Origin of the sequence: Lacticigenium naphthae DSM 19658 (assembly GCF_000425865.1) — a bacterium.
In the GTDB taxonomy this organism is placed as follows: Bacteria; Bacillota; Bacilli; order Lactobacillales; family Carnobacteriaceae_A; genus Lacticigenium; species Lacticigenium naphthae.
In genome coordinates this window covers 16236-38852 of sequence record NZ_AUEG01000011.1, presented here as the reverse complement: position 1 = coordinate 38852, position 22617 = coordinate 16236, and the positions used below count along the sequence as shown (strand labels likewise).

Below are 22617 nucleotides of genomic sequence, written 5' to 3'. Positions count from 1 at the left end.
TAGAAAGATTCTTATAAAACAATGATAACGTTTCTCAATTAGAATTTCAACTAAAAAGATTTCTCCATATCACCTAAAAGAATTGCTTATATTTGAAACGTGACTTACACTTAAAGAAAAATACAAGGGTAGGTTTTTATGAAAATCGGTGCACGCACACTAAAAACTGGATTAGCAATCTTTATTTCTTTATCTATTCCCTATTTACTGGGCATACCAGATGCGAGCAGTTTAGCTGGTATATCGTCAATTTATTCTATGCAGCCTTCAGTCAGGAAATCTTTTTCCATTGTGAAGGAACGAATTTTAGCTAATGCCATTGGGGGATTAGTCGCAGTCGCAATCACCTTGCTCTTTGGGAATCACTATATATTTATCGGGCTCGCTGCCGCTCTGTTGATTTCAATTTTACACCAGATGAATCTGAATAATGTGATCGGCTTAGCCGGTGTTACATTGATCGTGATCATGTTATCTCAAACTCAGTCTGTTGTATTAGAAGCCAGCGTGCGCGTATTAGGCACTATTATTGGTGTCCTCGTTACCTTTGTTATCAATTCGCTCATACTTCCGCCAAAATATGATGACCGACTGTATTCATCGATTGAATTGACAACCGATAAGATCACAAAGTATTTGCGAACAAGCCTCAGAAAAAATGTTCAATACCCTATTATTTCTAAAGATTTAGCTTGGATGAAAAAGGAAATCAGCCAAATGGAAAACCTTCTCTCTTTATTGAATGATGAAACGACTTGGTATACGATCCTAAAATCGGAAAGATTCCGAGTTCACGCGAGAAAAATCGTTGTCTTCCGACAGTTTATCGAAACAATAAAAGCTGCCTATAACTTAATAGAGACGCTCCATTACTCAGAAAATGTGTACAATCATTTCCCTGAAGAATTACGCATCCTTATGCGTGAACGCTTAGAGACATTGATGAGCGCCCATGAACAAATATTGCTGAAATTTGATGGTAGAATACTTCCAGATGAAGTGAATTTCATCGCCTATAAATCCGATTTGCGCAGAGAATTCATGGATTCATTTTTTAATGAAGCAAGTTTAGAAGCCTATACACAAAACGATTATGGTCAAAGTAATTCTGTCTTGCACATTATGTCAGCTGTACTCTCATATGAAGAAAATCTTCAACATTTAAATGTACTTGTACGCAGCCTGAAAAAACACCACGATGAAAAGGACGACGAATTTCAAGAATGGATGCCAAATGAATAGAATCAGATAGTAAAACTGCTCCAAACGTAACGAACACGATTCACCCTCACCACATTATTCCTTAAAAAGCAAAAAGAAAGAGACCGGAATCGATTCCGGTCTCTTTCTTTTTGCTTTCCATCACTTCATCCAAAAAAATTATTTCCCAGATAGCTCACGATACCGTTTATACCATAAATCAACATATTCCTTAGAAAACGGACCTTTTTCCTCGTTGATCCAATCAACTAAAATCTTCACATTTTCTTTAAGAATCAAGTCAATATCATCTGGATAATTCCATTTTGCACTATGTTCTTCATATTCATCAACATCTAATAATCTTTTTTCTCCATCAGGAAACACTTTGATGTCTAAATCATAATCAATATATTTTAACGCCTCTTCATCAATAACATAAGGAGAAGCTAAATTACAATAATATGAAGTTCCTTTTTGGCGGATCATCGTGACGATATTAAACCAATAGTGTTTATGAAAATATACCAAAGCAGGTTCACGCGTGACCCATCGCCTTCCATCTGATTCAATCACCAACGTATGATCATTACAACCAATGATGGACTGATCAGTAGTTTTTAAAACCATGGTATCGCGCCAAGTACGGTGTAAACTGCCATCATGTTTATAACTTTGGATGGTGATGTACTCTCCTTCTTTTGGAAAATCCATCCCTACCCAACTTTCTCTCCTATTGATGCGTTCACTGCATCATGTGATATCATCAAACAGTATAACACATTCTTTGCCTTAATGAGAAATAGTGAGTACTAAGAAAGTCTGAAAAGATTCATTTGACTACTATTATAATGATTCCACATTTTTTGTTGCGGAACGGGGAAGACATATTGGTCAAAATTAGCTGCATCGACCCATTCACATCGATCAGGTATAACTCCTCTTATTTCACTTGCAGAAGCTTTCACTAATTGAATCGACCAGATGATATGGCTAAAGACATGTTTTATCTCTTCATAAGTATACGACTCAACTTTTGGCTCGATACCATATTTAAACTGGACATATTCTTTGAATTTGTCTTGTTTCATTTCATCTAAAAGAAAATTCGGTTTTTTTTCATGCAAATCAAACGATTTCCACTTTTCCTCAGTATACATAATAGTTTCTGACAGCAATGGAAATGTCCACATATCCGCTAATAATCCTTTTGATGGCCTCTTTTCTAAAAGCCACTGTCCTTTCTCATTTTCTACAAGTAATCCAATATATGTTTCTTTTATCGCTTTTTTTCCTTTACTTTTAATCGGATACGTTTCCCAGGTATCATTTAAAAAGGATTGATTAAAGTTCTTGACTGGACTTTTTTCTGGGTGATAATTTTTCGGAGTACAAACAGTGGCACCCAGATCCATTAAAGCTTGATTAAAGTCTCCCGGCCTGACTGGATCGATCAATTCCCTGATCATCACTTCATAAACTTTTCGATTGGATGGTTTAGCAATGTCCAAATCGATTTCAAACAAGCGACTCAACACACGCATAACATTTCCATCTACTGCCGGTTCGGGCAATTGAAAAGCCATACTCGCTATCGCACCACTTGTGTAAGGACCGATGCCCTTGAGTTTTTGTATATCCTTCGGTTCATTTGGAAACTGTCCACCAAAGTCCATCATGATTTGACGGGCCGCAAACTGCATATTTTTCACACGTGAATAATAGCCTAAACCCTCCCACAATTTTAACAGCCCATCTTCCTCTGCCTCTGCTAAAGACTTGATCGTAGGGAGCTCTTTCAAAAAGCGATTAAAATAAGGAATGACTGTGTCCACACGTGTTTGTTGGAGCATGATTTCTGAAACCCAAATAGCATACGCATCCTCGCGTCTACGCCACGGCAAATCTCTTTTTTCTTTGTCGTACCAGTTTAATAAAGTTTCTCTAAATTCTTCGATTTTTGGCTGTGACCACATTTCAATTCCATATGTTTTTAAATCCACAGTCTTTTTAGTGCTTTTTCTCATTCTTCTTCCATTTCTTTCTCGTCAATGAATTGCTGAATCATTTCCCCTGAAAATCCTTTTTGAAATAAATTTGATTTCGTTTTTTGTTTCCGTTTATACATATCGTCTTTGCTGTATCTTCTCCACATTTTTTCACCTTGAATTTCTAAGGCGTCCATTTCATCTTCTTCCTCTTTTTCGGAATCAATTGTTTCGATAGCCAGGTTTATTATCTCCATTTCATACCCTTTTTGGAGTAAGTGTTGTTTGATTTTTCGCTCTGTATCTTTGGAAGAACGACGTTTTGATTTATTCACCATTTTTTCACCCAGCATAATTGCATTTGCTAATTTGTCTTCTTCATTGTATTCATTCATCGCTTCAGTAATCTCCTCTTCTGAAATTCCTTTTCGCTTGAGTTCTTGACGAATCACCCGTGAGCCTTTTCGATTCACATTCAAAGACGTTCGAACATAACTTTTTGCATACTCCAAGTCATCTACCAATCGATGTTTTTCCAACAGCTTAATAACATCATCGATCTGTTCTTCAAAATCTTTTTTCTTCAAATCATCCTTTACTTCCTTTGTTGAACGTAAAGCATAACTCAGATAATGTAAAGCTCGATGGTATGCTTTATACGTAGTATCTTCTTGTTGTAGTGTTTTTTGTAAATCTGATGGAACTTCCATTCCCTTAAATAATCGATATTTGACCAAGAGAGACTCGTCTACCGGAAAAGCATAGGTGTCGTCTAAGTAAATATTGTAACGCCCTTTTTTCTTTTGGGATTGAATCATAGTAATGATTCCTTTTGCAGAACCCTCATTCTTTTTTTTGTTTTCTAAAAACTGTTTCTTCTGTTTTGGCTTATCTTTTTTTTCAATTGAAATTTCTGAAAGTTTTTTAGGTAATTCATGCGGCACAAAAATTCTCTCCTTTACACTTATTCTGAAACGACCCGATTTCTGCCCTCATTTTTTGCTTTATACAAACTAGCATCGGCACGCTGAATAAATTCCTCACGACTGTCTCCGTCAAATAATGCGATCCCTCCACTGATCGTCACTGGATAGTCTGCAATAAATTTAGTTTCTGCAATTTTCTCACGAATACGATTCGTTATTTTCCCTGCTTCTTCTATCGTTGTATAAGGAAGAATAGCAATAAATTCTTCACCACCATACCGGCCGATCGAATCTATGGCCCGAAAATTCTTGTTCATCACCCGCGCAATACTCCTTAGCACATCGTCACCCGCCAAATGTCCGAACTGATCGTTTAAATTTTTGAATAAATCAATATCAAACATAGCAACCACTAAAGGCTTTTTGTATAATCCCGCCTCTAACATTCGTTCATCTAACTCAGATAAAATCGCTCGCCTACTTTTTATACGCGTCAAATCATCAATTGATGCCTGTTGTTTTACACGAATGAGTTCGGAATTCAGTTTTTTCTCTTTTTGCTTTTGCTCGGTAATATCAAAAACGATTCCTGATAAGAAGAGAGGTCGTCCTTCTTGATCCCTTTGCGTGACTTTTCCTCTATCATAAAACCATTTATATTTTCCATTTTTAGCTTTGATTCGGTACTCGACCTCGTAAACGGCCCGTTCACCTTTCAAATGTTCCCGCATATTATTCATAGTCGGCTCATGGTCTTCTGGATGTAACTTATTTGTAAAAAAATCATACGGTATTTTCTCTGGGACTTCATCCAGAGAATAACCTAAAGTCGTTATTTTCTTGAGATTGAACACAACGCTATTGGTTTTAACGTTCCAGTACCAATGTCCCAGATTACCCGACCAACTATATTCTAAATTGACATCCGCTTCACGTTCTGACAGCAACTCTTTGTTCAAAAGAGTCAATTCTTCCAATTTTTCTTTAAGAATAGAGAGAGATTCTTCCAATACCAATTTTTCATTTTCTAGCTTTTGAACATCTTCTGACATCTATCTTCCCCATTTCTCTCTTATATTAATTCTATCTAAACATCACATTTTCTTCCTCTTAAGTATACTACAGTCTGAAAAAAATCCCTAACTCATATGTAAAAGACCTCCATCCCTACTGAGGGATGAAAGTCCTTTGTTAAAGTCAAAAAGGTTTCGAAAAAGCAGCAAAATTTATTTATGTGATTCTTTATCTGCTTTTTTTGTAAAGCTCTCTACTTCATTTGATACTTCGGGTGGTATAGTTTTATCTGGCTTTTCTTTACCGTCGTTCTCTGTTAAAAATCCTAAAGGCACTTTTTCTGAATGCAGTTTACCTGCTTTCTTTTTCTCTTTTTTCTCTTTTTTCATTTTATTCCCTCTTTTCTGTTGACGGAAATTTAACATATTGCTTTTTTCTACGCCTGAATTGGAGGTGTACGCAAGCACGTTTACTCTTTTTCTTTTCTATTGATGACAGAGGTGTTGATATTTTTTGGATAGTGGTGAGGTTGTTCATCTTTGACCACCGTTTTTTCATCTCCAGTCAAATCAGGTTTAGTTTCTTCTTTGACTGCATCATTTTTTTCATCTCTAGTGTGCTGTGCTTGACTTGGATCCATATCCTCATCCATCGCTTGGTCACTTGTTTCTGAAGTAGAAATTTCTGTTGGTTTTTTATCCGTTGTATCCCTTTTTTCTGTACCCTTTTTTTCCTTTGCTTTTTCTTCTTCTTTTCGTGTGTTTTCAGCCTGACTTGCATCAAAATCTCCGGTTTCAAGTTGAGATACATCCGTTTCTTTTGTTTCAGGCATAGTTTGGTTCTTTTCAACCTGGTCACTTGACTGGTCGACTGTCTCATATGCATTTTCTTCTTTAGTTGAATGTACCTTACCCGCATGGCTCAATTGAACCGTTTCTTCACTTCCTGGAAATTCACCATCCATTACCTCTTCGTTTACAGAAGATAATTCATCAATTTTCTTAGGTGCATTGCTATCCACAAGCAAAATGATCTCGCCAGCTTCTAAGGCTTCATTAAAATGTTCTGCTCGTTCTTCGTTAACGCCAAACTCTGTTAATAATGAATCACTATCATTGGAACTGTATTGATCAAAACTTAATGTTTCTTTTATTTTGTCCCAGAAAGATTCTTCCTCTTCGCTCACTTCTACCGAATCGATATTTACTGCATAAGAGGCAATTTGTGTCTCATCATACTGCTTCTCTTTATCTGTAATGACCATCATTTCATCTACTGAATAATTATCTTCTTCTAACCTTTCGATTGCTTCTCTTACTTCTTTCATTGTTAAATATGTTCCTTCTACTATTCTCTCCATTATATTCTCTCCTTATTTCCATCAATTATTTTATAGTTTATACCTATCGCACTTATACTTTAATGATAGCAAAGGGTTTTCTATTTCACAAAAAAAACGCACTGTGCTCTATCTCAAACGTGCTATACTATAGAAAGAAGAGCTTTAAAAAACAAATTACACAAATCGATTTTCTTAAAAAAAACAAAGGAGGAAAAGTTTATGGAAATGAATCATGATATTACAGTCGGTCAACAGTTTCCGTTGACGATAAAAAGAATGGGGATCAATGGAGAGGGCATCGGTTACTATAAGCGGACCATTGTTTTTGTACAAGGAGCTATTACAGGAGAAATTGTGGTCGCAAATGTGACAAAAACATACCCAAAATTCGTTGAAGCCACGATTCAGAAGTTGAGAAAAACTTCTCCAGATCGTGTTACACCTCCTTGCCCCTATTATGATCGTTGTGGTGGATGCCAATTGCAACACTTGGCTTACCCCAAACAATTAGATTACAAAACAGATGTCATCAGACAAGCTCTAGAAAAATATAAACCAACTGGATACAAAGATATCGAGGTAAGAGAAACGATTGGTATGGGCGATCCCTGGCATTACCGCAACAAAGCCCAATTCCCTGTGCGCAAAGATCAAAATGGCAAAATCATAGCCGGTTTATATGCAGTAGGTACACACCAGCTTATTGACATTGAAGAATGTATTGTCCAGCAGCCTGAAACGACTGAGACGATTCGCCTCGTGAAAAAACTAATCGAAAAGTATGCGATCCCTGTTTATGATGAGCGGAAAAATAGTGGGATCATCAAAACGATTGTTTCGCGTGTGGGTGTACGAACAGGGGAAGTACAGTTGGTCCTCGTGACTAATAGTGAAAAACTGCCTCATAAAAATGCATTAATAGAAGAAATACAAGCTACCCTTCCTCAAGTGGTATCGATCATGCAAAATATCAATAAAGGTAAAACATCCATCATTATGGGATCAGAAACAATTCATTTAGCAGGAAAAGAAACGATCGATGAAAAATTGAACCAGGCAACCTACACGCTTTCAGCTCGTGCCTTTTTCCAACTCAACCCACAACAGACTTCTGTCTTGTATGCGGAAGCAAGAAAAGCGATGAAATTGACTAAAAAAGATCGCTTGATCGATGCTTATTGCGGAGTAGGAACCATCGGATTGAGCATGGCCAAATATGTGCACGAAGTTCGTGGTGTTGACATCATCCCGGAAGCCATCGAGGATGCAAGAAGTAACGCAAAAAATTCAGGTATCACAAATGCAACCTTTGAAACTGGCAAAGCAGAAGAAGTGATTCCTCAATGGGTACAAGATGGCTATTCTCCAGATGCATTTGTGGTCGATCCACCAAGAACTGGTTTAGATCAGACTTTATTGAAGACTATTCTCAAAATAAAACCGAAAAAATTTGCATATGTATCTTGTAATCCCTCCACTCTAGCAAAAGATTTAACCGTTTTGACGAAAATTTATAAAGTTCAATATATTCAATCTGTCGATTTGTTTCCCCAAACAGCCCGTGTAGAAGCCGTTGTCAGTTTAGCACTGAAATAAAAAGCGAAACTCTCTGAATGAATAACGCTCTTTATTTTTAAATTTTTATGCATTTTAAACACGAATTTTATCAATTAATTTTCTCTTCTTTTTCATTTTATGCTATAGTAAGGATTAAGAAGAGAAAATTTGTAGGAGGTTTGTTTATGCAAGAAGAGAGTTCTCAAGAAAAACGAATCAGTTTACTCAATGAATTACATAGAAAGGCATTGGCACAAGAATATCAAATTGATGATCAGCTGACAGAAGCCATTGGTGCTGGTGACATGAAAAGTGTTCATGCTTTAACTGAATGGTTACTTGATCAATCTTTTTTAAAGCAACTTCCGCGTCGTTCGACCGAACGCACTTTGACCGCAGCAAAGAATCGGTTGATCGTATGCAATACATATAGCCGGTTAGCGGCGAAAACAGGCGGATTGATGCCGCTGTTCCAATATTTGATCTTTGAACAATACCAAAATGTGATTCAAAATGCTCCGAACATTCAATACTTAAATCGCCACGTGCTTTCCAAAATGTTTATTGATTATGGAACAGCTGTGGATCAGTTTTCTGTGACTACTTATTCTGAAGCAATGAAGGAAATCGTGACCTACATAACAGAGAATTTAACGAATGATTTGTCTTTAACAAGAGTAGCTAGTTTGTTCGGCATGCACCCGGTTCATTTAGCCCGCAAGTTCAAGCAGGAAACGGGTGACACATTCATCAACTATGTAAATGCCCAACGAATATATTTAGCCAAATATTATTTTAACCAGGATATGCGCAAACTCAGTCAAGTAGCTAATTTATCCGGTTTCAATAGTCATTCCTATTTTACAAAAGTATTTAAGAAAATAACGAATGAAACGCCGACAGATTACATTAAACAAATCCCTGAAAAATAGTATAAAAAAAACGAGATCTCGACATGTGTAATAGAAATTTTCTATTATTTGTGTCGGGATCTCCTTTTCTTATTTTATTGGCTGGTCAATGTATACATAACCAAACGTTTGCGAGGCTTTGACAATTGTTCGGTACCGTCCATGATTGTCATATGCTTTAAATAACAATTGATTGTGCTGATTGTATCGGTAAGCATACACAACAAGCCAGTGATTGTTGTAGCGACTGTTGAGCACCTTCGTGGTCCCAACGCCTACAGGCCTGGGATTTTTCCCGGATAGAGATTTTACTACTCGTTTATCCGGAATCGCTCCCCATCGTGCATGCCAATCTGGATACACTGTTAAGACTTCATTCAATCCATTAGCCAAATCCCATGGAAACGTACCTTTATAGGGCAACCTGTTTTCAATGATGGGTTCTAACCCATCAAGCAACATCGTTTGGTCCATTGACTTAGCAAATGTTTTTTTTACAGTATAATGCAAAAGTACAGCACTTGCATATGTTCCGCATACACCTGGATGTTTCCGATTGATCCAGTTTTTATATGGCTTAAATTCTAAGGAAGATAAACCAGTCCATCTGTTCTCCTTATGAATACTGCTCCCTCCTTTTTTCTTTGGAATTGGAAGAAGAAAGAGAGAAGCAAGCTATCCGCCCTACTTCTTCTTTTCCCCATTTTTTATTTAAAGCAGCTCTTTACTTAAGGGTGTGTGATCCATTATAAATAAGAAGGGACGGTGTACAAACAAGGACTCTTTCTTCGCCTAACTATTCGCTGGATAGTAAAGAGAGTATTTCCTCTCTTGATAGACTAGCCAACTTCGTTTCACCAGTTTGGATAACGGTATCCATCAATTCACGTTTTTCAGCCTGCATGAGACTGATTTTTTCTTCGATCGTCCCCTTCGTGATCATCCGGATAACTTGAACAGATTTCTTTTGACCATAACGATGAACACGGTCAGCAGCTTGTTGTTCAACAGCCGGATTCCACCAAGAATCGTACAAAATAACGGTATCTCCTCCGGTAAGATTCAGCCCTGTTCCCCCTGCTTTGAGAGAAATCAAGAACAAATCTTTTTCACCAGTATTGAAGCGTGTTGTTAATTTCAACCGATCTTCATTTGGTGTGGAACCATCCAAATAATGGTAGTCTACTCCCACATTATCCAGCTTTTTCCGAATGATTGCCAGCATACTCGTGAACTGAGAAAAGAGGACAACGCGTTTTCCATTCAAACGAGCTTCTTCAAGATATTCCATCAAGCGATCGAGCTTGCTTGATTCCCCTTCATAATCAGGTAAGACAAGATGTGGATCACAACAAATTTGTCTTAAGCGGGTCATCCCCGCTAAAATATGCATGCGGTTTTTTTGGAATTCTGTCTGATCGGTTATTCCTTCCACGCGTTCACGGATCAACGCTAATTGTGCACGATAAACCCGTTTTTGCGAGTCATACAAATCGATCAATTCTGTTGTTTCCGTTTTTTCAGGTAAGTCTTGTAAGACTTCTTTTTTGATACGGCGCAAGATAAACGGCGTAATTTTTTTGCGTATCCATTCTTTCCTCATTGCTAAAAACTTTTTCTTCGTAGTGAAAATTCCCGGCTGCACGATTGAAAAGAGTGTATACAATTCCTGTAAATTATTTTCGATAGGTGTACCGCTCAATGCAAATTTATTTCTTGTCTTTAATGCTTTCACCGCTTTGGTTGTTTTGGCAGCATCATTCTTGACATTTTGTGCTTCGTCAAGGATAACTGTCTGGAAAGTTTCTTCTTCAAAAATATCTGTATCCCGTTGAATCAATGGATAAGAAGTGATCCATACAGAAACACCATTTTTCCGTGCTTCCTTCATTTTTTCACTGCGTTCTTCTTTCGGTCCATTCAATAAAATGGTCGATACTCCCGGAGCGAATTTAGCGAATTCTGCTTCCCAGTTATATAAGACACTTGACGGGCAGATGATCAGGGCGGGGTCGGTTGAATTTTCGAGAATACCTAACAAGAAAGTAATGGTTTGGACTGTTTTGCCCAGTCCCATATCATCAGCGAGAATTCCTCCAAATCCATAATGATCTAGCGTTCGCATCCAATTGTACCCAACTTTTTGATAAGGACGTAAATCTGCTTCTAATCCAATAGGCAAGGCAAATGGTTTCTTGATAGGGGTCGTTAAGCGTTCTACGATAGATTTGAACCGTTCCCCTTTTTCAATTTCTAAATCTTCGGCAACCGCTAGTCCCTTGACTAGTGGAACGTGCATCGAGGCATCGATCGTCTCAGGCGCCATATCCATTTTCTCAAGAGACTCATTGAACTGTTGCAGTCCCTCTTCTTTTAAATTGACCAATTTCCCGTTGTTCAGACGGTAATATTTTTTTTGCGAGCGCAATTGCTGCATCAATTCTTTCAATTCATCCAGAGAAAGATCGTCGGTTTGGAATGAGACATCTAACAATCCGGTGGCTTCATTGGCTTCTAACTCCATTCTTGGAGTAGCTTTTTTGGAATAGAAAAGCTGATCGACTTCGGAAGTCAAGAAGAGTTCAAACTGATCTTTTAGTGTTGGTAAGCTTTCATAAAGAAAAGCGGCTACACTTTCAGTATAATCCAGTTGGTAGACTCCTTCACCGATAGTTGCTAATGGCAACTGTTCATGTAACAGACTCAGCAATCGATTTTCTTCCATCAGATTGCGAATAACCAATGCTGTCTGTTTCACTTCTTTTTGGGTTTCGTTTTCTAATGGATAAAAAACTTCACTTCCATAACGAAATACGGGCCGAACATGCAGTGTTTCTTCATTCCAATCTAAATACAATTGCGCATGTAAGTCGGGTTGGATGACTTCCGCTTGTAGTGTCTCGTCTAAAGTCAAGTTTACCCACTGGCTAAGTTGGCCGAGCACAGAAGAAAAGAAAGCTGAAGCATTCTTTTTATTGAACCGAAGTGGTGCAAAATTGTTTTTCTCGACTGTTTCCCACACTGTTTTCACCAGGCGGTATGCTTCAGCTGACAAAAAATAAAATGCGTCAGCGATCAAGATGATATTTGCTCCTGAATGAAACTGAACGAGCTCCTCGTTTTCTTTTTCAAGTCCAAATTCAATTGAGCGCTCATCAACTTTGCGGAGATGAAACTGCAAGGGTAATTTTTTCCAATCAGTTTGGATATGATAGTTTTGATTTCTTTGTTCGGTTTTAAGTCGTTTGGAGATGATGCGGATGAATCCGGCATCCACCTTTTCTAACTGTGTTAAGACCATTTTCAAAAACTGTGGTGGAATGATGAGTTCTTTTTTATCCCCCACTTGTCCATACGGATTGGTCGCTTCTAACACTTGGACGATATCATATAAAACTTTTAAAAACTTCTGATCCGCATACGGGACAGCATATTTTTCAGGAGAATACGTCAATCGTTTTCCAAAATCTATCGTATGTCCAAGGACAAAGTCTTTGATCATTGCTTTGATGTCTTTCAACACATATAGATGATCGTTTCCTGCTTTCATTGTCAGACTGTAGATTCGATGACTGCGATTTCCCTGTAACGTCAATGTATATTCAAAGAAAACGGATGGCTTCGTATAATGTGCCGTTTGTAACTGGGTTTCTTTTTCAAACTGCGTCAGCAAAAAATTGATGGCTTCATCATTTTGTCGCGACATCTTACCCGAAAAATGAGGGCCGGGCTCCACTTGTGTGTTTTTATCTAACGGAATTTCCTCTTCAGTGAGCGTATTCAGTTTAAGCATGCTTGCCACGACATGTTCACAGGCTCCTTGATAGCGCTCAAATAGAGGGCAATTGCAATGGTATTGTTTGGCTACGCCATTTTTATAAAAACGAATACTGACATCATATTTTTTTTCGCCTTGCACTTCGAAATGAACGGAATTATTTTCGTTATTTCCGTAAGGGTGACTAACTTTATTGTGGTCATATAATTCTGTTCCTTTTTGCATGACCACTTCATTTGAAGCTAAGTGTTGAATGGTTGTTTCAGGAAAAAATTGCTTTCTTATCATGATTCCATTCCTTCTCTTTTTGTCTTATCCTTCATTATAACAAAAAAACTGCCTGTTTTGGGCTCTTTTTTTATTATAACGATAAGGATGCGATCCATGCATTAAAAAAACAGAAAATAAACAAGCAACAAGTGGGCTTCTCTTTGTGTAACCTATGGTTGTACTGTCCAGATTCGAATTTTCTTTGTAACCCCCTACCGTATAAAACACCTTTTGTGATATAATATTTCAGTATGCTTTTAATAACTATCTCAAAAGGAGAGATTTCTAAATGAATTTTTTACGCAATGCATTATTTTTTGGTTTAGCCGGTTTCATCGTGATCTCCTTATGGGATTATCTAACTCTTCACCTGGGTATTTTTGGAGGCGTTTTAGCGGCCGGTTTGGGTGTTGGGACTATGTGGTTTTTCAATCATCATCTGGGTCTGATCGGAAACCAGCCGTATGCAGCCTTTGTAGACATGGGACTCGGTATTTCAATGACCGCACTGTTTCGAGATACGTTCATTTTTGGTTGGAATGCCTTAGGTGAAGCTGTTCCTACAATACTTTTGGTCATAGTCGGTGCCGTGATCGGAGGCTCTCTCGCGTACAAAATCGAGATTCATTACGAGAAGAAGCTTTCCATCACTCAAAGGGAACCTGATATAAATTTCAATGAAAGCGAGGGGCAAAAATGAGCTTGTTGCAAGGAATCACTACATTCACCGGTGCTTTACTCTTCCCTTTGTTTTTACGTTTGTTCTGGGGAAAATTAACCAATATTTTTGGAACTATTGGTGGCTGGATAGCCGCACTGTTGATAGTCGGGGGTATGTGGGTAGTTAATCATGGCACTCAAACGGCTTTCATTTACCAATCAAGTGTCATTTGGATCGATATGGGGCTAGCTGCCTTTGTGGGAGTTTTTACCGCCAGTGCCTTAAAAGGCGGCAAAATCAAACCCGCATTGCCTGTTGTTCTGTCCGGATTTACTGGAGCTTTCATTGCTGGTTATCTCATGAGCCTACTGAGTTAACAGTTTTGTGTGCGGAGGCAATGGCTAATACAGATCCATCTTATAAAACGGTGGTTTATTTCACATGATTTTCGTATCGACCTAAATAGTGACGTGAAAATCGAAAGGGTGTCTCCTCAAAACTGAGGACACCTTTTTTAGTTGATCGGTCTTATATAGTAGATAAAAATTCGTTCGTGAAATGAGAAGAGGCTGGGACTTTTGTCCCAGCCTCTTCTCATTTCTTTTTATTCGGTAGTGTACTCTTTAACTTTTTCATTAGACAACAATGCGACATGGCTTTGACTACGATCACTTTTGATTTTTCCTTTAGCTAATTCGATCACACGATACGGAATCTGCTCGATCAGTTGACTGTCATGGGTCGCCATCAGAATCGTCGTTCCCTTTTGATTGATCCGATAAAATAGGCGCATGATAGCAACCGACGTTTCGTGATCTAAATTCCCTGTAGGCTCATCTGCCAAAATAACGGAAGGATTATTGATCAGTGCCCGTGCGATGGCTACGCGCTGCTGTTCGCCCCCGCTACAGTCACCGGGGTATTCATTGACCTTGTGCTCTAACCCAACTTCTCTCAGCACAGCTAACACACGCGTTTCAATCAGGCGCTCATCACACTTAATAACTCTCAAAGCATAGGCGATATTTTCAAAAATCGTTTGATTGGTCAATAATTTGATATCTTGAAAAACGATCCCGATATTCCGCCGCAAATTCGGTACTTCTCGATTTTTCATTTTTGCGACCACTTGGCCACACACTTCGACATACCCCTTAGTGACTTTCTCTTCCCGATAAAGTGTCTTCAACAACGTACTTTTCCCCGAACCACTTTCCCCCATCAAATAAACGAACTCTCCTTGCTCGATCAACAAAGAGACATTCACCAATGCCAGCGGGCCACGAGTATATTTTTTGAACACGCGCTTCATCACGATCATCTTATCACCCGGTTACTGGTTGAACTGATTAATAATCCCATAGATATCATCGGTACTCGACAAAACCTTTCCGTTGAAAGAATAAGCCCGTTGCGTCACCAGCATATCAGTCATTGCCTGAGCTAAATCAACATTTCCCGTTTCGACAAAGCTTTGTTGGATACTTCCAAATCCCTCAATCGCATCAGCTCGTTCCACCATCCCATTCTCTTCTGGACTGGCAAACAAATTTTCTCCTACAGGTAGGAGTGCTTGCGGATTTTGGGGACGATACAGTGCAACTCTTCCAAGTTGGATCGTTTCTTCGCCAACTTGAGCAGTGAGATCCCCTTCAGCAGAAACGGAGAGTCTCTCATTTCCAGTCACTGCAATATTTCCTGGAATGGTTTCGACACGGAAGCCTGAACCATTGACTAATGATCCATTGGCATCGACGAAAAAGCTGCCTTCTTTGCTATACAACCTATTTCCCTGGTCATCTATCAATCCAAATACTCCTTCGCCTGCTACGGCTAGATCAAGTTGCCGTTGACTTCCTATCAACGCACCTTGCCCGAAATCAGTTCCCGTCACCGTTGCTTTGACACCTGCACCGATGCCGCCTCCTTGTAACGGATCACGTAAGCGTACATCTTCTTCAGTCAGGGGATTTTGAAGCAAATCTTGAAAACTGACTGTTTTTCGTTTGTAGCCGGCTGTCTGGACATTGGCAATATCATTTGCTAATGCATTGAGCTTCATCTGTTGGGCTTTCAAGCCATTTTTACTGATATTAAAAGGAATCCCGTTCATTGTTGTCACTCCCCACTTCTGCTTGTAGTTCCTGTTCTTGATTGATCGTTGATTTTTAGACTCTGCCTAGCTCATTGGTGGCTTTTTTTAACGTGTCATTGGCAGCTGACAGTACTTTCTGATTGGCTTCAAATTCTCTGGTCACCTGCATCAGATCCACCATAGCATCGGCCATATCCAAATTGGATGTCTCTAGAAACCCTTGGTAAACAGAAACTTGTGCAGTGTCCTGAATGCCGCCTTGACCCGTAAAAGTCGTTTCCCCGACAGAATCCAGCTGATTCACATCTTCAAAGCGTGTGATCAATAATTGCTGTCCCGTTTCTAAAATGCGTCCTTTTGTATCGATAGTCAAGCGCTCATCTACAGTGATCGCCCCACCATTCGTAGCGAGGACCAATTCTCCGTTTTGGGTCACGAGCTGATTCTGCTCGTCGACTGTAAAATCGCCGTTACGGGTAAATAGTTGCTGTCCATTTTCCCCTTGGAGGGTAAAGAACCCTTCTCCTTGTAAGCCTACAGCCGTTACGGTGCCTGTGCTTTGTAATGCTCCGGGATCAAATGAACGAATCATTTCATCTAGCTGATTTCCAAAAGTGAAGCCGCCCAGTTGACGGCGACCCTCCAGTTCACGGCCACCCATATAATTATGTAAATCTTCAGCTGCGGTCGTACTTTGAATGAGTCGTTGCGCTTTGTACCCGGGTGTGGTCGCATTGGCAGCATTGACACTGATCGTTTTCTGCTTTTCTTGTAACACGTTAAAGTTGCGCGCGAGTACGTCCATACTTCTAATCATGGTATTCTCTCCTTAAAAAGCTACGTAGTTTCAGTAATAGTTGGGCATGTATCTGGGATATACGTGGAACGGACAAGTTATAGATATAGGCGATTTCTTTCAATGGCAATGAATCTACATAATATAATTGTAAAATCGTTTGTTCTCTTTCTGTTAACGACCCAATGGCTTTTTTTAAATAGTCGGATTGCTCTGACTGCAGTAAGGCACCTTCAACGGAAATGGACTTTTTATCTTCTACAGAATCTTTCCATTCTCTGTCATTATCCGAATCTTTAAATAATATATCTTCTAATGAGATAGCGGCCAAGCTGTGGATCGTTTGATGGATCGCGCTCAACTGCTTTTTGTCGATGCCCATTGCCTGACAAATCTCCAATTCCGATGGGGTCTGTAAATGTTTCCTCTCCAGTTCCTCTTTGGCCCGGTAAAATTCATTTAATTTAGATACCCGTGTACGCGGAACGCGGGCGTGTTTTCTTACCTCGTCAATGATGGACCCTTTGATGCGGACATAGGCATATTTTTCAAACGGGACATTGGTATCTGGTTTGTACTTTTCGATGGCGTCCATCAACCCCAGTGTTCCCATACTGATCAAATCATCTTGATCATACAAATGACTTTTGACTTTCGTATTGCGTGCGGCTTTTTCGACCAGCGGCATATACTCAAGCATATCGATGGTTGCTTTTGTTTCATCCATTTACTTCACCCACTTTCTTTAAAAAAATTAGAGAGTCGCTTCGATCATTCCGCGTGTTTCCAACTGCGTATCATTTGGTACTTCATTTAGAGACAACACGGCAATATCCGGGAAGTTAAAAGCCAACAAATTGCGTGTCGCTGCTCGGATTTTTGGAGAAGTAAGCAGTACATGCGGAACGCCCTGAGCTTCCAGCTGGTTATGCTGCTGATTCAGACTGTCGAAAAACGATGTGATCACCCGCGGCTGCAAAACCGGAATCGATCCGCCGGAAGCTTTTTGAATGCTTTCTGTGATCCGTTCTTCCGTATCCGGATGTACCGTCAAGACATTCAATTGTCCCCGTTCATCCAGATGGGGTTTAACGACTGTCCGTTTTAACGACTGGCGTACATAATCAGTCAAGGTTTCAGGGTCTTTGGTCAATGTGCCATAATCGGCTAAGGTTTCCAGAATGGTCACCAAGTCATTGATCGGAATATCTTCTTTCAGTAAATTCTGCAACACTTTCTGAACTTCACCTAAGCGCAATATATCCGGTATCAATTCATCGATGACCACATTGTACTGATCTTTGATGCCTTCCAGTAACTGTTTCACCTCTTGGCGTCCCAGTAGATCATGCGCATGCTGGTGAATGACTTCTTTCAAATGGGTGACCAAGACAGTCAATGGATCGACGACTGTCAAATCATGCAGTTCAGCCAGCTCACGATCTTTTTCGTCTACCCATAAAGCATCCAGCCCAAACGCGGGCTCTTTTGTCGGAATACCTTTGATGTCTATATCGATCAATTCGGGTTCCACTACCATGTATTTGTCTACATACAATTCTCCACTGGCCACTTCATTGCCCTTGATTTTGATTGCATAACGGTTCGGAGTGAATTGCAGATTATCCCGAATGCGGATCGGTGTCAATACGATCCCTTTCTCATGTGAGAGCTGCTTGCGTACAGATTGAATGTGACTCGTCAAGTTGGCATCTTGTTCCTCATTGGCTAGCGGGATCAGCCCGTAGCCGATTTCAATGGCGATCGGATCCACCTGGAAAGAGGTGATCGGTTCGTCTGAACGTTCTTTTTTGTGAATGGTGTCTGCCTGGGCTTGTTTTGCTTCTGATACTTTTTGCTGATCGGCTTCGTTTTGTGTCAATAGGTATCCAGTGGTCACCAACAAGACTGCGATCAACGCAAAGGGAAAGAAGGGAAAGCCAGGAATAAACGCAAATAAGAATAAAATCGTTGCAACAATGTACAGTACTTGGGGTGTCCGGAATAATTCTTTTCCTAACGAATCTCCAAAACCTTTGTCGTTTGCTGTCCGTGTGACTAAAATACCAGAAGCAACTGAAATCAGTAAGGAAGGTATCTGACTCACGAGGCCATCCCCGATGGTCAATTTCCCAAACTCGGCCAATGCCTCTGTAACGGTGTAGCTTCCGTTGATAGAAAAGATCAGTATCCCTCCGACCAGGTTGATGATCGTGATGACGATCCCAGCAATGGCGTCACCTTTGACGAATTTGCTGGCTCCATCCATGGCTCCGTAGAAATTGGCTTCATTTTCTAAATTGCTGCGTCGTTGCTTTGCTTGAGCTTCGTCGATCATGCCAGAATTCAAATCGGCATCAATGGCCATCTGTTTTCCGGGCATGGCGTCCAGAGTGAAACGAGCCGATACTTCTGCGACCCGACTGGATCCATTGGTGACTACCAGCATTTGAATCAGAACAATAATAATAAAGATGACCGCTCCGACTATGTAATTATTTCCAGTTACAAAGTTTGCAAAGGTATCGATCACCTGTCCAGCTTCTCCTTCACTTAAAATCAACCGGGTTGAAGATACGTTTAAGGCTAAGCGGATCATAGTCGTCAAGAGGAGTAAAGTCGGAAAAGACGAGAAGTCCAGTACGGAATTAGTAAATAACGTCAATACGAGAATCAGAATAGCTAAAGCAATGTTCATGACTAAGAGGATATCTAATAAAAATGCAGGCAGAGGAACAATGATCATGCCGATAACAGCTACTACGACAAAAGCGACCAGACTATCTAGATAAGTGGAGAATTTGTTCAATGTAGTGCGCATGGAATTGGTCATGATGATCCTCTCTTCTTTCGTTTAAATTTTGTTTTTCTGTTGTGCTTCCACCTGGTAAACGAAAGCTAAGATTTCAGCGATCACCTGATACATTTTTTCCGGAACAGGCTCTCCGGCTTTTACATCTTTGTACAAACTACGTGCGACTAGTTTGTTTTCAACGATCACGATTTTATTCTCACGAGCGCGTTCTTTGATTTTTTGCGCCATGTGATCCTGCCCTTTCGTCACTACCATCGGCACAGCATCTTTTGAACGGTCATAGCGGATAGCAATAGCGAAGTGAGTCGGATTGGTAATGACGACATTGGCAAAATCGACGTCGGAAAGCTTTCCGTTCAACATTTCACGGTATTTTTGTTTCCGCTGCGATTTCATTTGCGGATCGCCTTCCATTTGTTTGAACTCATCTTTAATGTCCTGCTGGGACATCATCAAGTTTTTCTTGTGGTCATACCGCTGAAATAAGTAGTCGGCCACACCTATAAGGAGAAGAAAAATGCCTAATTTTACTCCCAAACTTCGAATGAGCGATAATAACAATGGAAATAACTTTTCCACTCCCATTTGACTCGAGTGCAAAATCAGTTGAAAGGAATCGCGGAGAGTCAAAAACATCAAATACAAAACAACGCCTAACTTGCTTAAATTTTTCACTAAACCAAACCATGCTTTTTTTCCAACCATTTGCTGGATCCCTTTGACGGGATTCATTTTTCCAAAACTCGGTTTCATAGATTTAGTGGAAAAAATGAAGCCGACTTGGAGTAGATTTGCAAGCAGTCCGGCGAAAAAGGCAATGGCTAAAAATGGAACGGTGAGCACCAGAACAAATAATATGGCACGCGTTCCTATGTAATTGAGTTGTTCATTCAGTGTGTATACAGCTAATCCTTCTGTTAAGAATGAGCGCATCATGCCCATTCCGTTCTCGAGTAGATAGCTTCCTAAAAATGTGGCAGGCAAAAGAAATACAAGGTAAGAGATTGCAGAAGAGAGATCCTGACTTTTAGCAACCTGACCATCTTTTCTAGCATCGCGTAGTTTTTTGGCCGTGGGCTTTTCTGTTTTTCCATCTCTTTCAGACATTTCTTCACTCCTAATCCGTTCCTAAAGCATACATAAATTCACTCATCATTTCGACTATTTTGGGCATAAATGCTCCAATGTTACTGATCAGCGTGGGCAAGAAAAAAAACATAAATATCAGACTGACTAAAATCTTCATCGGCATCCCTAATATCAATACATTTATCTGCGGAACCGTTCTTGAGATCAATCCCAGGACCAGTTCAGATAACAATGCAACGATCATTAAAGGAATAGCCAGTAAAATAGCCGACTCAAAAATGAAGCCGATCATCTGGACGATCCCTTCCGTCCCCAAATAGTTGTAGCTGGTTTGGGTTATCGGCAAATCATCAAACGAACGGACAAAAACCCGTATAGTTGTATGGTGCAAATTTGTCAAAAAAAACAGCAGTATCGATAGCCAATAGTAAAGCCTGCCGTAGTTTGAGACTTGAATCCCCAAACTTGGATCATATTGTGAGCCCATTGAAAAACCAACTTGAAAGTCAACAAATTGACCGGCCATTTCGATTGCAGAAAATATTAGTTGTACTACGAAACCAATAGCCAATCCGAGCAACGCTTCTTTTATGATAAAGAGTCCAAAGACAAATGGAGTCAGTACCGTCGCAAGCTCTTGTTGGCCGGGGTAAACAGCTAGTGCAAGTCCTACCGAAAGCATGATCTTGCTGATTGCAGGCATTCCTTTGTAAGAAAAACCGGGAACGATAACGATAAAACTGGCTACACGGGTAAATATAAGAAAGAAGGTTTGCAACGTGTTCATAAAATCGTTCCTTTACAAAGTGCTTATGATATCAAAGATACGTTCGGTAAATGATAGTAGCGTGTTGAGCATGAAATTCGCCAACAAAACGAGTGAAAGGAGAATGGCAAGGAGCTTCGGAACAAAACTGAGTGTTTGTTCCTGGATCTGGGTGGTCGCTTGCAAAATACTGATGACCAGCCCTACCACTAATGCGACGATCAGGATGGGCCCACCCACTTGAATCATGACAAGAAAGGCGTCTTGCATGACGTCTAATATTTCAGCAATTGTCATTTTCGGCCTCCTCTTATAAAAATCCGTTGACGAGTGACTCGACCACTAAGTACCAGCCATCGACCAAAACGAATAACAATAATTTAAATGGCAACGAGATCATGACCGGAGACAGCATGAACATCCCCATCGACATCAAAATACTGGCTACGACAATATCAATGACCAGAAAAGGAATGAAAATGAGAAAGCCGATGGTAAAGGCTGTCCGTAGTTCGCTGATTGCAAATGCCGGCACCACTGTAAGAAACGCGACCTCTTCTGGACTGTCCGGTTGTTCTTCTGCTAATTCGATGAAAAGCTCTAAGTCACTGCCACGGGTATTTTCAAGCATAAACCCTTTTAGTGGTGCTTGGGCTTCTGTTAAAGCTTCCGTCACCGTGATTTCTTCATTGATATAAGGTGTCAGTGCCGTTTCAGCTATCTCATCAAATATCGGACGCATAATAAAGAACGATAAAAACAAGGCTAGCCCCGTCAAGACAAGATTGGGTGGAGATTGCTGTGTACCTAAAGCGTTACGTGTAAAAGAAAGAACAACGATGATACGTGTAAAACTTGTGGTCAATACGAGCAAGGTAGGAACCAATGCAATGACGGTGAACAAGAAAAACGTATTGAGTATATCTGAAGAGCCACCGGCTGAATTGTTGAGTGCATCCATTACATCGGTTACCATTTTCTCACCACTTTCTTCACTTTACTTTTTGTTTCCATCGTGTTTCTTTTGAATCGCCTGTTTGAGTGCTGCCTGCCAATTTTCTGTAGACAGCCCTTCTTTGTGCGTGATTTTTTTATCTGTTTCTTCTTGTTCTTTTAATTGTATGATCTGTAAGCGTAATTCATCTGCTTCTTCTTTTGTATATTCTTTTATACACTCTATGCCTTTTTCGCTGAAACTCATTAAATAATAATGACTCCCAACAGCAACAATGTTTAAGGAAGCCGTTTTGTTTATGGGTTGGCGTTCAAGCACATGAATCAATTTCCCTGGCTGACGCATCGAACGATTTAATTTTTTTAACAAGTAATGGGCTAGCCAGACGATCAATAGGAGAGCGCCGATCATTCGAAAGAGATACAGTAACGTTGTCGAGAAATCCATAAACCTT

General features: G+C 39.9%; 23 protein-coding genes. 5 read left to right on the top strand and 18 right to left on the bottom strand.

Annotated elements, in window-relative coordinates; translation table 11 throughout:
• The first annotated feature begins 138 nt into the window (after positions 1-138).
• Positions 139-1242, top strand: coding sequence for an FUSC family protein (locus H626_RS0107585; RefSeq protein ID WP_027108825.1), 1104 nt, complete (start codon positions 139-141; stop codon positions 1240-1242).
• A gap of 138 nt (positions 1243-1380) precedes the next feature.
• On the opposite strand, the gene ntdP is transcribed toward H626_RS0107585, so the two are convergent.
• The 6 genes from ntdP to H626_RS0107555 all read right to left on the bottom strand — a co-directional run bounded on the left by ntdP (position 1381) and on the right by H626_RS0107555 (position 6488).
• Complete coding sequence (gene ntdP, locus H626_RS0107580; RefSeq protein ID WP_027108824.1) at positions 1381-1914, bottom strand: nucleoside tri-diphosphate phosphatase; 534 nt, start codon at positions 1912-1914, stop codon at positions 1381-1383.
• A 98-nt stretch (positions 1915-2012) separates the two neighbouring features.
• Positions 2013-3227, bottom strand: a complete 1215-nt coding sequence (gene mutY / locus H626_RS0107575) for an A/G-specific adenine glycosylase (RefSeq protein ID WP_027108823.1) — start codon at positions 3225-3227, stop codon at positions 2013-2015.
• On the bottom strand, positions 3224-4132 hold the full coding sequence (gene recX, locus H626_RS0107570; RefSeq protein ID WP_245570088.1) for a recombination regulator RecX: 909 nt from the start codon (positions 4130-4132) through the stop codon (positions 3224-3226). Before recX ends, mutY begins: the two co-directional genes overlap by 4 nt.
• Positions 4133-4152: 20 nt before the next feature.
• A complete protein-coding gene (locus H626_RS0107565) occupies positions 4153-5166 on the bottom strand; it encodes a GGDEF domain-containing protein (protein ID WP_027108821.1) in 1014 nt (337 codons plus the stop codon).
• Between the two features lie 174 nt (positions 5167-5340).
• A complete protein-coding gene (locus tag H626_RS11475) occupies positions 5341-5517 on the bottom strand; it encodes a hypothetical protein (protein WP_156883274.1) in 177 nt (58 codons plus the stop codon).
• Positions 5518-5597: 80 nt separating this feature from the next.
• A complete protein-coding gene (locus H626_RS0107555; RefSeq protein WP_027108820.1) occupies positions 5598-6488 on the bottom strand; it encodes a general stress protein in 891 nt (296 codons plus the stop codon).
• 207 nt (positions 6489-6695) lie between these two features.
• Here H626_RS0107555 and rlmD point away from each other — a divergent pair, with 207 nt between their 5' ends.
• Both rlmD and H626_RS0107545 read left to right on the top strand, forming a co-directional pair.
• Complete coding sequence (gene rlmD / locus H626_RS0107550; RefSeq protein ID WP_027108819.1) at positions 6696-8066, top strand: 23S rRNA (uracil(1939)-C(5))-methyltransferase RlmD; 1371 nt, start codon at positions 6696-6698, stop codon at positions 8064-8066.
• A 146-nt stretch (positions 8067-8212) separates the two neighbouring features.
• Positions 8213-8959: a helix-turn-helix domain-containing protein gene (locus tag H626_RS0107545; RefSeq protein ID WP_035618954.1), complete on the top strand. Its 747-nt coding sequence runs from the start codon at positions 8213-8215 to the stop codon at positions 8957-8959.
• 69 nt (positions 8960-9028) lie between these two features.
• Here the strand turns inward: H626_RS0107545 and H626_RS0107540 are convergent, their stop codons facing one another.
• Together H626_RS0107540 and H626_RS0107535 are read right to left on the bottom strand one after the other, a co-directional pair.
• Entirely contained in the window at positions 9029-9448 is a 420-nt protein-coding gene (locus H626_RS0107540; protein ID WP_051237903.1) for a hypothetical protein, read from the bottom strand.
• 286 nt (positions 9449-9734) lie between these two features.
• Positions 9735-13004, bottom strand: coding sequence for a DEAD/DEAH box helicase (locus tag H626_RS0107535; RefSeq protein ID WP_027108816.1), 3270 nt, complete (start codon positions 13002-13004; stop codon positions 9735-9737).
• A gap of 271 nt (positions 13005-13275) precedes the next feature.
• On the opposite strand from H626_RS0107535, the gene H626_RS10920 reads away from it, so the two are divergent.
• Positions 13276-13686, top strand: a complete 411-nt coding sequence (locus tag H626_RS10920; protein ID WP_211221968.1) for a Lin0368 family putative glycerol transporter subunit — start codon at positions 13276-13278, stop codon at positions 13684-13686.
• Positions 13683-14024: a Lin0368 family putative glycerol transporter subunit gene (locus H626_RS0107525; RefSeq protein WP_027108815.1), complete on the top strand. Its 342-nt coding sequence runs from the start codon at positions 13683-13685 to the stop codon at positions 14022-14024. Before H626_RS10920 ends, H626_RS0107525 begins: the two co-directional genes overlap by 4 nt.
• A 227-nt stretch (positions 14025-14251) precedes the next feature.
• Here H626_RS0107525 and ftsE read toward each other — a convergent pair whose 3' ends face one another.
• Genes ftsE through H626_RS0107475 form a run of 10 tightly spaced genes read right to left on the bottom strand, consistent with a single transcriptional unit; the run spans position 14252 to position 22610 of the window.
• Positions 14252-14968, bottom strand: coding sequence for a cell division ATP-binding protein FtsE (ftsE, locus tag H626_RS10915; protein ID WP_035618951.1), 717 nt, complete (start codon positions 14966-14968; stop codon positions 14252-14254).
• Positions 14969-14980: 12 nt separating this feature from the next.
• Positions 14981-15760, bottom strand: coding sequence for a flagellar hook-basal body protein (locus H626_RS0107515; RefSeq protein WP_035618948.1), 780 nt, complete (start codon positions 15758-15760; stop codon positions 14981-14983).
• Between the two features lie 55 nt (positions 15761-15815).
• On the bottom strand, positions 15816-16559 hold the full coding sequence (locus H626_RS0107510) for a flagellar hook-basal body complex protein (RefSeq protein ID WP_027108813.1): 744 nt from the start codon (positions 16557-16559) through the stop codon (positions 15816-15818).
• Complete coding sequence (locus tag H626_RS0107505; protein ID WP_027108812.1) at positions 16552-17265, bottom strand: sigma-70 family RNA polymerase sigma factor; 714 nt, start codon at positions 17263-17265, stop codon at positions 16552-16554. The genes H626_RS0107510 and H626_RS0107505 overlap by 8 nt, the downstream gene beginning before the upstream one ends.
• A 27-nt stretch (positions 17266-17292) precedes the next feature.
• Complete coding sequence (flhA, locus tag H626_RS0107500; RefSeq protein ID WP_084140193.1) at positions 17293-19371, bottom strand: flagellar biosynthesis protein FlhA; 2079 nt, start codon at positions 19369-19371, stop codon at positions 17293-17295.
• A 21-nt stretch (positions 19372-19392) separates the two neighbouring features.
• A complete protein-coding gene (gene flhB / locus H626_RS0107495) occupies positions 19393-20460 on the bottom strand; it encodes a flagellar biosynthesis protein FlhB (RefSeq protein WP_027108810.1) in 1068 nt (355 codons plus the stop codon).
• 10 nt (positions 20461-20470) lie between these two features.
• Positions 20471-21229 carry a flagellar biosynthetic protein FliR gene (gene fliR, locus H626_RS0107490; RefSeq protein ID WP_027108809.1) on the bottom strand — a complete coding sequence of 253 codons (759 nt, stop codon included), beginning with the start codon at positions 21227-21229 and terminating at the stop codon, positions 20471-20473.
• A 12-nt stretch (positions 21230-21241) separates the two neighbouring features.
• Positions 21242-21505 carry a flagellar biosynthesis protein FliQ gene (gene fliQ, locus H626_RS0107485; RefSeq protein WP_027108808.1) on the bottom strand — a complete coding sequence of 88 codons (264 nt, stop codon included), beginning with the start codon at positions 21503-21505 and terminating at the stop codon, positions 21242-21244.
• A gap of 13 nt (positions 21506-21518) precedes the next feature.
• Positions 21519-22184 (bottom strand): flagellar type III secretion system pore protein FliP, encoded by a 666-nt coding sequence (gene fliP / locus H626_RS0107480; protein WP_027108807.1) that lies wholly within the window; start codon positions 22182-22184, stop codon positions 21519-21521.
• Positions 22185-22205: 21 nt separating this feature from the next.
• Positions 22206-22610 carry a flagellar biosynthetic protein FliO gene (locus H626_RS0107475; RefSeq protein ID WP_027108806.1) on the bottom strand — a complete coding sequence of 135 codons (405 nt, stop codon included), beginning with the start codon at positions 22608-22610 and terminating at the stop codon, positions 22206-22208.
• Positions 22611-22617 lie beyond the last annotated feature (7 nt).

Excerpts from the sequence above, each read along its gene's own strand:
- H626_RS0107585 (WP_027108825.1), top strand. The coding sequence starts at position 139 with ATGAAAATCGGTGCACGCACACTAAAAACTGGATTAGCAATCTTTATT.
- ntdP (WP_027108824.1), bottom strand. The coding sequence starts at position 1,914 with ATGGATTTTCCAAAAGAAGGAGAGTACATCACCATCCAAAGTTATAAA.
- mutY (WP_027108823.1), bottom strand. The coding sequence starts at position 3,227 with ATGAGAAAAAGCACTAAAAAGACTGTGGATTTAAAAACATATGGAATT.
- H626_RS0107565 (WP_027108821.1), bottom strand. The coding sequence starts at position 5,166 with ATGTCAGAAGATGTTCAAAAGCTAGAAAATGAAAAATTGGTATTGGAA.
- H626_RS11475 (WP_156883274.1), bottom strand. The coding sequence starts at position 5,517 with ATGAAAAAAGAGAAAAAAGAGAAAAAGAAAGCAGGTAAACTGCATTCA.
- H626_RS0107555 (WP_027108820.1), bottom strand. The coding sequence starts at position 6,488 with ATGGAGAGAATAGTAGAAGGAACATATTTAACAATGAAAGAAGTAAGA.
- rlmD (WP_027108819.1), top strand. The coding sequence starts at position 6,696 with ATGAATCATGATATTACAGTCGGTCAACAGTTTCCGTTGACGATAAAA.
- H626_RS0107545 (WP_035618954.1), top strand. The coding sequence starts at position 8,213 with ATGCAAGAAGAGAGTTCTCAAGAAAAACGAATCAGTTTACTCAATGAA.
- H626_RS0107535 (WP_027108816.1), bottom strand. The coding sequence starts at position 13,004 with ATGATAAGAAAGCAATTTTTTCCTGAAACAACCATTCAACACTTAGCT.
- H626_RS10920 (WP_211221968.1), top strand. The coding sequence starts at position 13,276 with ATGAATTTTTTACGCAATGCATTATTTTTTGGTTTAGCCGGTTTCATC.
- H626_RS0107525 (WP_027108815.1), top strand. The coding sequence starts at position 13,683 with ATGAGCTTGTTGCAAGGAATCACTACATTCACCGGTGCTTTACTCTTC.
- ftsE (WP_035618951.1), bottom strand. The coding sequence starts at position 14,968 with ATGATCGTGATGAAGCGCGTGTTCAAAAAATATACTCGTGGCCCGCTG.
- H626_RS0107515 (WP_035618948.1), bottom strand. The coding sequence starts at position 15,760 with ATGAACGGGATTCCTTTTAATATCAGTAAAAATGGCTTGAAAGCCCAA.
- H626_RS0107510 (WP_027108813.1), bottom strand. The coding sequence starts at position 16,559 with ATGATTAGAAGTATGGACGTACTCGCGCGCAACTTTAACGTGTTACAA.
- H626_RS0107505 (WP_027108812.1), bottom strand. The coding sequence starts at position 17,265 with ATGGATGAAACAAAAGCAACCATCGATATGCTTGAGTATATGCCGCTG.
- flhA (WP_084140193.1), bottom strand. The coding sequence starts at position 19,371 with ATGACCAATTCCATGCGCACTACATTGAACAAATTCTCCACTTATCTA.
- flhB (WP_027108810.1), bottom strand. The coding sequence starts at position 20,460 with ATGTCTGAAAGAGATGGAAAAACAGAAAAGCCCACGGCCAAAAAACTA.
- fliR (WP_027108809.1), bottom strand. The coding sequence starts at position 21,229 with ATGAACACGTTGCAAACCTTCTTTCTTATATTTACCCGTGTAGCCAGT.
- fliQ (WP_027108808.1), bottom strand. The coding sequence starts at position 21,505 with ATGACAATTGCTGAAATATTAGACGTCATGCAAGACGCCTTTCTTGTC.
- fliP (WP_027108807.1), bottom strand. The coding sequence starts at position 22,184 with ATGGTAACCGATGTAATGGATGCACTCAACAATTCAGCCGGTGGCTCT.
- H626_RS0107475 (WP_027108806.1), bottom strand. The coding sequence starts at position 22,610 with ATGGATTTCTCGACAACGTTACTGTATCTCTTTCGAATGATCGGCGCT.